We start from the raw sequence: 12076 nt of genomic DNA on the forward strand, positions 1-12076 counted from the left end.
GATGGTTTGAAGTTTTGGGGATGTGTCTTTGGCGGATTGGTGTGTACTTGAACATTTGGCGTAGGATTGAGGCTGGATTATGTTTGTTTTGCGGCTGGTGGACAGCTGGTGACAGCTGGTGGACGCATGGTGAGCGACTGGTGACTGAAGATTCGTGTTTAGATGTATAAACTACAGCTAATTTGCTCGAATCTAACGTGTTTTCGTGAATAAATGGAAAAGGTACATCTAATTTATCTCACACTTGCAGAATCGAGCGAATCGAGGGAATTTAACTACAGGAAATACATTTAATTCTTCAGATTCGAGAAATCCGGTTCAAATAGATGGAGAAAATCCAGTTAGTTTGCGGGGGAGGCCCGAGATGGTTGGATGTGCCAGATGAAGGCGGGGAGCTAATTCGGGGGCTTGGAGATGAAGGTGAAATATGTGTAAAGTGGCTAGGGAGAGATAGTTTTGGGATTGCAGCGGTCATATGGAGGGGGAGGTGAAGGTAACCAAATTAGGTGGAAGTCGAGGATAATGGAAAGCGTTAAGGAAAGCTAGTTTGCGGAAAAGGGAGCTAGATCTCTGAGTGGAAGCTGGAGGTAGCCTGGTTGGGTAGAAACAAAAAAAGACCAGCTCCAAAGAGCTGGCCCTACAAAATTAGCTATTAGTAAGTCAAACCTTGGTAAAGCGGGAATTGCGCCGTTAGATCGGACACCATGCCACGAGCTTTCTCAAGCGTAGCTTCGTCTTTCGGGTTTTTCAACGTAAGAGCGATAACTTTCGCGATGGTTTTCATTGCTTCTTCGTCCATGCCGCGGGAAGTTACAGCCGGAGTACCCAAACGGATACCGCTTGTTACGAACGGGCTAGTTGGGTCGAAAGGAATCGCGTTTTTGTTCGCTGTAATACCGATTTCATCCAAAACGTGCTCTGCGTCTTTACCTGAGATGTTCAGGTTACGCAAGTCAACCAACATCAAGTGGTTGTCCGTACCGCCGGAAACAAGGTTGATGCCTTCAGCTGTAAGAGCAGTTGCCAAAGCTTGTGCGTTGTTGATTACATTTTGACCGTATACTTTGAAGTCCGGTTGAAGAGCTTCACCAAAAGATACAGCTTTCGCTGCGATCGTGTGCATCAAAGGACCACCTTGGGAACCAGGGAATACCGCTTTATCAATTGCTGCAGCCCAAGCTTTCTTCGTAAGAATCATACCGCCGCGAGGACCACGAAGCGTTTTGTGTGTTGTTGTTGTAACAAAATGTGCGTGCGGCACTGGGTTCGGGTGCAAACCAGCTGCAACTAGACCTGCAATGTGCGCCATATCAACGAAGAACAATGCACCTACATCGTTTGCAATGGAAGCCAAAGCTTCGAAATCAATCGTACGCGGGTACGCACTTGCACCAGCAACTAACATGCGAGGCTTATGTTTGAAAGCTGCTTTACGAACATCATCGTAGTCGATGCGGAAATCTTTTTCGCTTACGCCGTAAGCTACGAAGTTGTAAAGGATACCGGAAGCATTAACCGGGCTACCGTGTGTTAAGTGACCACCATGCGCAAGGTTCATACCAAGAACCGTGTCACCAGGGTTTAGGGCAGCCAAGTAAACAGCCATGTTCGCTTGTGCGCCGGAATGTGGTTGAACGTTCGCGTGCTCAGCACCGAAAAGCTCTTTCGCGCGATCACGAGCGATGTCTTCCACGATGTCTACGTACTCACAGCCACCATAGTATCTTTTGCCTGGGTAACCTTCTGCGTATTTGTTCGTAAGTACAGTACCCATAGCTTCAAGAACCGCTTGGCTCACGATGTTTTCGGAAGCAATTAGCTCAATTTTGTCGCGTTGACGGCCAAGCTCAAGGTTCATTGCTTCTACGATTTTCGGATCTTGCTTGCTCAAAAAGTTTGTCATATGGAATTCCTCCTAAAGATGATAGTTAACATGTAATTAGCAATCTGCATCAGGTGCAGCTTGTTGATAAAGTTGATCCGCCTGATCCGCGGAATACACAGCTCTAGTACCACCGATGAGCTTCGGCCGCGCGAATGCCATCGTGACATAAGCCTGGCCAATATGGCGAACCGGCGGCCTCACGGGAACAGCGACTCGGCGCAGATGCATCCCAATCAGCGTTGAGCCGATATCGATGCCTGCATGCGCCTGAATCGTCTCGACAACGACCGGCTTCGCGAAGTGTCTGTACGCGTAGGAAGCCATCGAACCCCCGGCCTTCGGCACGGGAATTACAGATACAGGTTCAAGCTGCGGCACCAGCGCCAGCAACTCTTCTTCCACAATCAGCGCACGATTCAAATGCTCGCAGCATTGAAACGCCGCATGCAGCCCAAACTCGCCGCAAATGCGCGCAACCGTCTYGAAAATCGGCTTCGCTGCATCCAACGTGCCCGATGTCCCAATCCGATGTCCGAGGATTTCACTCGTGCTCGTACCGATCACCAAGATATGACCGGGACGTAAGCTACCGACAGTTACCAGCTCACGCAGATTCGCTTCCAAAGCTTCTGCGATAGGTTCATACATAGAATCTGTCATTGTGGCTCCCTCATTTCTAGGGATGTACCGTGAAACGATCTTCGATGCTCTGCACTTTATTGATGCGGTTCTTGTGGCGGACACCTTCCGAGAACTCGGTTTCCAACCAGATTTTGACGATTTCTTCAGCTACCCCAGGTCCAACAACTCGCTCACCCATCGCTAGCACGTTCGTATCATTATGTTCACGTGTCGCTTTCGCGGAGAAGAGGTCATGCACAAGTGCACAGCGAATTCCCGGAACTTTATTGGCAGCAATGGACATCCCAATGCCAGTTCCACAAAGCAGAATACCTTTATCTGCTTCTCCCGATACAACTTTTTCGCAAACTTGAAGTGCATAATCCGGATAATCGACGGAGTCGCCGCAGCTGCATCCGAAATCGATCACTTGATGACCTAATGATTCAATAAAAGGAATGATAACATCTTTCAAACGATAGCCTGCATGATCTGCACCTAAAGCAATTTTCATGAATAAAACGCTCCTTTTTGACTGTTCGAATTCGACCATCCTATTATATCCCAAAGCTCACCAAAAACGAAAAAAAGAGCGCACACGCTAAAAAACGCGCGTTGCTCTTTTGCCCAGGCGACCGGCCGTATAGCTCAATGCTCCATTGTGGTTACTCCCACTCGTCGCCAGTTACATTGAGTCTTGCTTGTTACTTGTATTTTATCGCATTCCCAGCGATGTGTAAAGCTCTATTGACCTATCCCACTAAGGACCTTGATGGAAAAAACAAACGTCTGTGTTAGCCTTGGAAGACTAACGTATTTTTTTCACCAATTTATCTAGACTCCGACTAATTTCCTCGGCTGTATACCGATAATCGGCTAGTGACCCGCCATAGGGGTCCGAAATATCATAGTCTGGAATCGTGTTTTCCAACGCATACAAGCGGCTTCTTTCTTCCACAGTTACCGTCTGAGATAGCGCTTGTTTGAGCTGAAACTCTGCCGCAAGCTGCTCTCGCTCTTCAATCGCCTTGAGAATGCGAGCATCGTCCTCTACATATTCTTTGAGCGTATATGTCTTCTCGACCGCATGAGGAAAGCGCCCAATCACGGTACGTTTATGCCCTGTCGTCATCGTCAAGACCAGGTCAGCCCAATCGAGATCCGCAGCACTAATCGCTAGCGAACTAATCGACTCCTTGAAACCCGCTTCATGAAGAAGTGACTGGCTGTTTCGCGAAATCGGACCACCCGTCATCGCAGATACACCTGCCGAACGAACCTCCGCCGCAAGCCCCTCTTGATGCACCCTCATACGCAGCAAACCTTCAGCTAACGGACTGCGGCACGTATTTCCTGTACAGACAAATAGAATTCGCAACATGAAATCCTCCCTGGAATAAACGGCTATATCACCGTTCGTACTTACCCGTATTGTATCATAGTAAAAACTTGATCCCAAACCCTAATAGAATAAGTCCACCGAATGCCTCACCATATTCCCCAACCCAACCGCTAACTCGTCTGCCTAGCAGTAAGCCCGCTATCGAGAGCAAGCCGCCAAATAGACCGAAGATCAGTACTGTAAGCACAATGTCCGTGGCAAACATCCCAAGAGAAACGCCCACTGAGAAGGAATCTATACTAACACTGAGGGCAAAAATAATAAGCCCCCATAACGTTCGATGATCAAAGGCCGAAGCCTCTTCCCCGCGTATCGAGCTATATACCATATGTGCGCCAAGCAAAATAAGTAAACATCCCCCTGCCGCCGTAGCGACATTCCCCAGAAGGAGGGAGACATACTGCCCCATAAACATCCCCATCAATGGCATTAGCACGTGAAAAAGGCCGATGACAATGCTAATTTTCAAAATATCAATCAAACGAATGCCCTTCATCCCTATGCCAATTCCCAATGAAAAAGCATCTAGACCCAAAGCAATCGCCATTATTCCAATTGTCATGAGTTCCCCAACTTGTACCCCAGATGCGAGCATAGCACGATCCCCCTTGTCCACGATTCTTTCTCAAGATATGCGGACAAACTGGGAATCATGCTAATCACAATAAACGGCTACGCCGTCCTACTTGGACGGTAGCGTTTATCCAGAAATATAAGACAATTTAGTGCGTGAAACTTATAAAAGCTTATATTTTAGAGGCGGACCCGTTCATGACCCGCTGCTTTGAGTAGTCGATTCATAATGGCGCTGCCAATCCCTGCATCTGGAACACCTTCTGCAACAATATAGCTAATGCCCTTGTGATCAAAAGTTCGCAGTGCGGCATAAAGGTCTCGAGCTATCGTTTCTGGCTGTGATAAGGAACCGCATGCGACAACGAGATCCGCTCGGTATCCACCTACTCTTTCTTCGAAAGTGAGAATACCCGTCGACTCTCCCCGTGACTTCGCGGCATCGATATCGCGTTGAATCCATGCTGAGACTTCCAGCTGGTCGTCCCCTTGAACGATGTGCATATAGCCTTTCGGCGCATAGTGCGTGTACTTCATACCTGGCGCCCGAGGCGTATCCGCAACTTCAACCTCTGTCGGTTCAGCCACATGAATATGCAAGTCTGACAAAACCTCCTGCAACTGCTCCGCAGTCACACCACCTGGCCGCAACACGTATAACTCACCGCCTACAAGTTGAATAACTGTTGATTCTACACCGACACCCGTTGCACCACCGTCTACAATCCCGCCAATCTTTCCATCCAAATCATCACGCACATGCGATGCCAGCGTAGGGCTCGGTCTACCCGAGCTATTCGCGCTCGGCGCTGCGATCGGAAGTCCCGCTTCTCGCAGCAACTGTAGTGCCACTGGATGATCAGGTATACGGATACCGACCGTTTGCAGTCCAGCTGTAACGAACGGCGAAAGGCTACCTGCGCGAACAGGTAGCACAATGGTTAGTGGTCCAGGCCAGAAAGCATTCATAAGCGCTTGATGATAAGGTGTGAGACTATCTGGCTGAACAAGGCCTGAGAGCTGCGTCACATCAGCGATATGTACGATTAGAGGATTGTCGGAGGGTCTCCCTTTTGCGGCAAAAATCTGTAAAACCGCTTCGGTATTCGTCGCATCGGCACCAAGTCCGTAAACCGTTTCAGTCGGAAAAGCGACGGTATCCCCTTGTCGCAAGAGACTCGCTGCCTCTGCTATATCCTGGGCTGACGCTCTCTGTTCGCCTTGATTCACGTTCCAATAGGTTGTCACTATCACTCTCATCCTTACTTGTATGAAATAAAATTAGCTAAACCACGAAAAGATCGCTTTAAACATTTCCCAAATGAAGAACTTCACTTTCGGTTGCGCTGGCTCTTCGGTCGTGGAAGTTGAAACTGAAGCTGCTACGACCTCAGGTTTAGCGTCTTTCTTTACAACTTTCTCAGTAGAAGCAGCTTTGTCTTTGCTAGTTTTAGCCTTATCTTCTTTTACCGGCTGCTTTTCCTTGCCGTTCTCATCCGTCGTTTTGGCCACCACAACTGCTGCCGAAGCAACCGCTTCACCCGATACGGAATCTACAAAGCATAACGGTGGAAATAAGACGCACCACCAATTTTGTCCTTCACCAGAACCAATCACAACGCGCAAAGCTTCATAATCCCCAGCTGGGTAGACGTCATTACCGTACATTTTGGTTGGAAAAGGGACAACACCTAGCTCCACTGTATGCGGATAGTTGTAGCCGCGGGATGCAATCATCTCGCCAACGAGTTGATCGAATTCAGGCAAATGCGCATTCACAACCGCTCTGGCCTCGTCCAAGGAATGGGGTTGGGCAACCCAATCTGACATACGAGCAATAATCGCATCGCGAATCTCGCGTTTCAAAGCTTGGTCCTGCGCAGAATCCGAGTTTGCTAGAATACGCAAACGAATCGATTCTTCAGGTATCGTAGGCGAAATAACCGCCGCATTCGTACGATTGGATTCCCAACACATAATCATAAGTATAAGTGCAAAAACAATGAATGATAAGCTCTTAACTGAGTGGCGCTCCGTTCTCTTAACCATGGAGAGTAGCCCCTTTCCCGTTCCCGTCTTCTACTAGCCAGTATGGACAATAGTGGGTGGGGCTAAACCTATGAATCTATTATTTTTGTAAAATGATAGAGTTGGTCCGCCAAGGGAAAAAGGCGGAGAGAAAGCAGCCGATCCTAGAAGGAAATCGGCTACTCCATGGAGCGGATCGCGATCACATGGCGATCGATCCCCTGGAGATCCTGCACGAAGCGGATCTCCGACCAATCCGTGGCGGCGCGCAGCAACGCCGCAACCGCCTCCGCCTGCCCGATGCCCACCTCGAACCCGACCACGGTCGGGATTCGTGGCAGCCGGTGCAGCTGCGAGATCATACGGCGGTACAGGTCGAGTCCGAGGGCACCGCCGAACAAAGCTGTGTGCGGCTCGAATAGCCGCACCTCAGGCATCAGCGCAGGCAGGTCGCCATCCGGGATGTATGGTGGGTTCGACACCACCATATCCGGCGCGAGCCCGCGCTCAATATAAGGCTCGAGGAGGTCGCCCTCGAGCCAGGTTATCCGCGCAGCCACCCCGTGGCGCTGCGCATTCTTGCGAGCCATCTCCAGCGCTGCCGCGGAGATGTCGCTGGCCGCCACACGCCACGCAGGGCGCGCGTGCGCGATCGTCACCGGGATGATGCCACTCCCGGTGCCCACATCCGCAAGGAGCGGAGCGCCTTGCGGGAACAGACGCGAGCCCTCATGGAGCATCTCTTCCACGAGCAGCTCGGTCTCCGGCCGCGGGATCAGCACGGCCGGCCCGACTTCAAAGGGAAGGCCGAAAAAATCCTGCTCACCGGTGATGTATTGCACCGGTTCACCCGCGGCCTTCCTTGCAATGAGCTGGTCCCACGTCGCGACCAGCTCTACCGGCATCTGTTCCTGCCACCAGCGGAACAGCAGTTCAGTCCGCGTGCAGCCTCCTAAGAGGTGCTGCAACAATAACTCTGTGCAAGACGAAGCCTCTGCGACGCCTTGCTCCGCTAAAAAAGAAGAAGCCTTCACAAAGGCTTCTCTCACACTCATGTTTGCAGTCGTCATTACATCGCCTCTAAGGCATCGGATTGTGCAGCAATCGTTAACGCTGACACAATTTCCGCCATATCGCCGTTAAGAACTGTCTCTAGACGGTGAAGCGTCAAGCCGATACGGTGGTCGGTAATTCGGCTTTGCGGGAAGTTGTACGTACGAATACGCTCTGAACGGTCGCCCGTTCCGACTTTGCTTTTACGCTCGCCGGCATATTTCGCTTCTTCTTCTTCACGCAATTTATCTGAAATCCGCGTACGAAGTACGCGAAGCGCTGACTCTTTATTGGAGTTCTGCGATTTACCATCCTGACACGTTGCGACGATACCCGTTGGTACGTGGGTTACACGCACAGCGGATTTCGTTGTATTAACGGACTGACCGCCTGCTCCACTGGAACAGAATGTGTCTACGCGAATATCCGCATCGTGGATCACGATTTCCACATCTTCTGCCTCCGGCATAACAACAACCGTCGACGTGGAGGTGTGGATCCGTCCACCGGATTCCGTTACTGGAATACGTTGAACACGGTGCGCACCGCTCTCAAACTTGAGCTTGCTATAAGCACCTTTACCCGTAATCATGAAAATAATTTCTTTAAATCCGCCCAAATCATTCACGGATGCATCCAAAATCTCCGTTCTCCAACCTTGCGCATCCGCATAACGCGTATACATCCGGTAGAGGTCGCCTGCGAACAGCGCAGCTTCATCGCCGCCTGCCGCACCGCGAATTTCCACGATGACGTTCTTATCATCGTTAGGATCCTTCGGCATCATCAGAATGCGAAGATGTTCTTCTAGTTTAGCGGATTGCTCGCTAAGCTCGTCGATCTCCATTTTGACCATTTCGCGCATCTCATCATCCAGCTTCTCATTCTGCATCACTTTCGCATCAGCTAGCTGTTCGCTCACGCTCTTATATTCATTATAAGCATCGTAAGCTTCCTGAAGATCAGATTGCTCTTTGGAATACTCTCTTAGTTTCTTCGTATCACTCGTTACATCCGGGTCACACAATAACTCGCTTAGTTTGTCGTAGCGGTCCACAATGGACTGAAGTCGATCCAACATAGGGGATCACTCCTTTCTTATTTTTATCATCAATTAAACGTTGAAACGGAAATGCATAACGTCGCCGTCATTTACCACGTAGTCTTTACCTTCAAGACGAACTTGCCCTTTTTCCTTCGCACCCGCCATGGATCCAGCAGCAGCCAAATCGTTATAAGAAACAACTTCTGCACGAATAAATCCACGTTCGAAATCCGTATGAATGACGCCAGCCGCTTGAGGAGCTTTCGTTCCTTTACGAATCGTCCATGCTCTAACTTCTTGAACCCCAGCTGTGAAATACGTGTACAAGCCGAGTTTGCGATAAGCAGCTTTAATCAATCTATTCAAGCCGGACTCTTGAAGTCCCAACTCTTCCAGGAACATTGCTTTTTCTTCGTCTTCCAGCTCAGCAATTTCGGATTCCACCTTCGCGCTAATGGAAACGACTTCGTTGTTTTCTTTCTCTGCGAATTCCTTCACAATTTTAACATATGCATTCTCATCCGCTGTTGAAACTTCATCCTCACTCACGTTCGCCGCGTAGAGCACTGGCTTCATTGTTAGCAAATGTAGATCGCGAACCAGGAGGCGCTCATCTTCTGTCAAATCCAAGCTGCGTGCTGGCATATCATTATATAAGGCTTCTTTGATACGTTCCAAACACTCAACTTCAGCAACCACTTTCTTGTCGCCGCCCTTGAGGTTTTTACGTGAACGCTCGATCTTTTTATCAACCGACTCAATGTCTGCCAAAATCAATTCAAGATTAATCGTCTCGATGTCGCCAATCGGATCGACTTTCCCAGAAACGTGAGTAATATTATCATCCTCAAAACAACGGACAACATGCACAATCGCATCAACTTCACGGATGTGTGCTAGAAATTTATTTCCAAGGCCCTCGCCTTTGCTCGCACCCTTAACCAAACCCGCAATGTCAACGAATTCGAAAGCCGTCGGCACGATGCTCTTAGGCACAACGATTTCCACCAGCTTCTGCAATCTCTCGTCTGGTACTTCTACTACCCCAACATTCGGATCGATCGTACAGAACGGATAATTCGCAGATTCTGCCCCCGCCTGTGTAATTGCATTAAACAATGTCGATTTTCCTACGTTCGGTAGACCGACGATACCTGCTTTCAAAGCCATTGTCGTTACAACTCCTTAATTTTCGAAAATCATCCTTCTTATTATATAGTACTTAGCGGGCAAAAAAAAGCCTGCAAGCTATTGATTGGCTGCAGACTTTTTTTCCRTTGCTTTTTTGAACTCTTCATCCCGCTTCTGTTCGAAGTAAGTTTCAATCTGATTACGAAGAATAAACCCCCGTAATGTATTGCTTTGCTCGGCAGGAACACTCTCGAAGCTGGCTCCGTAATAGTAGCCGTCTTCCTGCTTTTCTTTCCTTATAATTTCCAACCTGCACGGCATCTCAAAACCTAAATCCAACTCAACTTGCAACATACATTTCTTATGAAGAATACCATCGATCATGGAATTATCATTAATAATATAACCAATTCCGTTCATGGAAATATTTTTTATCGAAATTTCAATTGGATTTTCCAAGTGATGCTGCTCTTTTTGAGTAATATTTTGAAATCCTACAATGTATCCTACATTCTTCACATCGACCCGCGGAAACTCCCGTTTCTCTGAAAATTTCTTCCGATTCTCAGGTGGATTGATCACGATCAGTGAACCAGGCTCTCTTGCTACGACTGTCGAATGAAAAACGAATAGACCCGATTTCGTATATAACGTCATTTTCGTTTTATCACCCAGTTGAAATACATCGTATTCCGGCAGCTCAATCTCCATGATGTCTCCTTGTGCATAGGTAAGAATACCTGTTGACACGAAATCATCCTTCGCCACTACAGCTCGGCAATGCATTAATACCTCCGCATCATATCCTTCTTTACTCCCATATCGCTTCAAAGTATCCTGCTTCATCGCCATGCTCATCTTCACCCTCCCTATTGATGGATTTCATAGCATTTTTCCGCACAAAATAGACTGCCCCACACAGGGACAGCCTACCACCGCAATCAATAAAAGCATCGATTTTCGGTAACCAGGCTGCCGTAGTTCATAAGAACCGTAGACCCTCAGCTTTGCGTCCTTGCCTTTCAACAAGTTTGCCATTGTCGAACCCTGCTATTCATTTATGTAGATATCGTTGTTCGTTACTGGTCTAAATGATCTATCTTTCGTCCAAACTGGTCTAAAAGACCCACTGTACTCACCATTATACGTAGCTCATGCACTTCTTTCAACTAAAATCCTTGCATGGACCCTATTTTTATTGTATGAATGTGTAGTGGAAATTGAATATCCACAGGTTTATAAGTTATCCACATTGTTATCCACAGCTTGTTAACAACGAATATTTGTTCGGATCTCTATACACATGTGGATAAACTATTATTGCGAGGTGTCCCCCTGTGGATCAACATATCCCTTGGATGAGAGAAGCGATCGGTGAGGCGCTGAAAGCCGAAGCCATTCGCGAAGTTCCGATCGGCGCGGTCGTCGTCCATCAAGGTCAAATCATTGGCCGCGGTTACAATTTACGTGAAACAACCCTTGATCCTCTTGCGCATGCAGAGATGATTGCTATTAAACAAGCGAGCGAGTATCTGCAGGCTTGGCGCCTTCTGGATTGCCAGCTCTATGTGACATTGGAGCCATGTCCGATGTGCGCGGGTGCGATCGTGCAAGCGCGTGTACCTCAAGTTATTTATGGTACGGTGGATCCGAAGGCCGGCTGTGCAGGAACGTTAATGAACTTGCTGCAGGAAGACCGATTCAATCACCGAGTCGACGTGGTTAGCGGTGTTTTGCAAGAGGAGTGTTCCACGATGTTAACGCAGTTTTTCCGGAAATTACGGGGCAAGGCCTAAGCCCTCGGCTAACTCTACGAGCTTACTCATCGTATTCCAATTACGCGCCGTCGTTTGATTGCCAAGCTTCTGAATGTTACTTGCCAGCTTCGAATCCAACACGCTTTGCCGAAACAGAAAATATATGGTGCAGCCCCGTATCTGAAATTCATCTACTTCACTCTGTCCCTTGGATAAGATGTCGGTGAATGTCTGCGGGGCTTCTTCTGTTAGAACAGAAATTTGAATGCTCTCCCCTTCGGACAAAGCTTCTGCGTCATAGGGGCAATTCCTTACAAGTTCAGCTAGCTCCGCTGCGGTGCGCAAAATAACGGTAGGCGCTACGCCTGCCGCATCGCTGATTGCTTTTTCAATACGCGGGCGTAGGGTTTCTCCTGACTCTTCGGATTGGAACAACACATTGCCGCTTTGCAAATAGGTCTGCACTTGCGTTAATTCTAAGGCCTCTAGCGTTTTTTTTAAGTCAGCCATTTTGATCTTGTTCTTGCCTCCTACATTAATCCCACGCAGAAAACCAACATAAATCGTCATTGTGGCTTGCC

General features: G+C 48.5%; 13 protein-coding genes and 2 riboswitches. Of the genes, 1 reads left to right on the top strand and 12 read right to left on the bottom strand.

Annotated elements, in window-relative coordinates:
• Positions 1-652: 652 nt before the first annotated feature.
• The 11 genes from AC1DLM_RS10100 to AC1DLM_RS10150 form a co-directional block, all read right to left on the bottom strand.
• Positions 653-1903 carry a serine hydroxymethyltransferase gene (locus AC1DLM_RS10100; RefSeq protein WP_441991561.1) on the bottom strand — a complete coding sequence of 417 codons (1251 nt, stop codon included), beginning with the start codon at positions 1901-1903 and terminating at the stop codon, positions 653-655.
• A gap of 36 nt (positions 1904-1939) precedes the next feature.
• Positions 1940-2545 (bottom strand): TIGR01440 family protein, encoded by a 606-nt coding sequence (locus AC1DLM_RS10105; RefSeq protein ID WP_477569889.1) that lies wholly within the window; start codon positions 2543-2545, stop codon positions 1940-1942.
• Positions 2546-2561: 16 nt separating this feature from the next.
• Positions 2562-3020 (bottom strand): ribose 5-phosphate isomerase B, encoded by a 459-nt coding sequence (rpiB, locus tag AC1DLM_RS10110; RefSeq protein WP_056611733.1) that lies wholly within the window; start codon positions 3018-3020, stop codon positions 2562-2564.
• A gap of 104 nt (positions 3021-3124) precedes the next feature.
• Positions 3125-3205, bottom strand: a riboswitch (ZMP/ZTP riboswitch).
• A 109-nt stretch (positions 3206-3314) separates the two neighbouring features.
• Positions 3315-3887, bottom strand: coding sequence for a low molecular weight protein arginine phosphatase (locus AC1DLM_RS10115; protein ID WP_441991563.1), 573 nt, complete (start codon positions 3885-3887; stop codon positions 3315-3317).
• Between the two features lie 55 nt (positions 3888-3942).
• Positions 3943-4503 carry a manganese efflux pump MntP gene (locus AC1DLM_RS10120; RefSeq protein WP_441991564.1) on the bottom strand — a complete coding sequence of 187 codons (561 nt, stop codon included), beginning with the start codon at positions 4501-4503 and terminating at the stop codon, positions 3943-3945.
• 158 nt (positions 4504-4661) lie between these two features.
• Complete coding sequence (locus tag AC1DLM_RS10125) at positions 4662-5729, bottom strand: L-threonylcarbamoyladenylate synthase (protein WP_477569890.1); 1068 nt, start codon at positions 5727-5729, stop codon at positions 4662-4664.
• Positions 5730-5762: 33 nt separating this feature from the next.
• On the bottom strand, positions 5763-6530 hold the full coding sequence (gene spoIIR, locus AC1DLM_RS10130; protein ID WP_477569891.1) for a stage II sporulation protein R: 768 nt from the start codon (positions 6528-6530) through the stop codon (positions 5763-5765).
• Between the two features lie 158 nt (positions 6531-6688).
• A complete protein-coding gene (gene prmC / locus AC1DLM_RS10135; protein ID WP_477569892.1) occupies positions 6689-7579 on the bottom strand; it encodes a peptide chain release factor N(5)-glutamine methyltransferase in 891 nt (296 codons plus the stop codon).
• Positions 7579-8643, bottom strand: a complete 1065-nt coding sequence (prfA, locus tag AC1DLM_RS10140; protein ID WP_171633392.1) for a peptide chain release factor 1 — start codon at positions 8641-8643, stop codon at positions 7579-7581. Before prfA ends, prmC begins: the two co-directional genes overlap by 1 nt.
• Before the next feature lie 33 nt (positions 8644-8676).
• A complete protein-coding gene (ychF, locus tag AC1DLM_RS10145) occupies positions 8677-9777 on the bottom strand; it encodes a redox-regulated ATPase YchF (protein ID WP_441991568.1) in 1101 nt (366 codons plus the stop codon).
• Positions 9778-9855: 78 nt separating this feature from the next.
• Positions 9856-10596: a PilZ domain-containing protein gene (locus tag AC1DLM_RS10150; RefSeq protein ID WP_477569893.1), complete on the bottom strand. Its 741-nt coding sequence runs from the start codon at positions 10594-10596 to the stop codon at positions 9856-9858.
• A gap of 101 nt (positions 10597-10697) precedes the next feature.
• Positions 10698-10784: riboswitch (cyclic di-GMP riboswitch) on the bottom strand.
• 291 nt (positions 10785-11075) lie between these two features.
• Here AC1DLM_RS10150 and tadA point away from each other — a divergent pair.
• Positions 11076-11534 carry a tRNA adenosine(34) deaminase TadA gene (gene tadA, locus AC1DLM_RS10155; protein ID WP_477569894.1) on the top strand — a complete coding sequence of 153 codons (459 nt, stop codon included), beginning with the start codon at positions 11076-11078 and terminating at the stop codon, positions 11532-11534.
• Here tadA and AC1DLM_RS10160 read toward each other — a convergent pair.
• Complete coding sequence (locus tag AC1DLM_RS10160; RefSeq protein ID WP_441991571.1) at positions 11517-12065, bottom strand: DUF1697 domain-containing protein; 549 nt, start codon at positions 12063-12065, stop codon at positions 11517-11519. The two genes, tadA and AC1DLM_RS10160, sit on opposite strands and share 18 nt — an antisense overlap.
• Between the last annotated feature and the right edge of the window lie 11 nt (positions 12066-12076).

The organism is Paenibacillus sp. 01T442 (assembly GCF_056398345.1).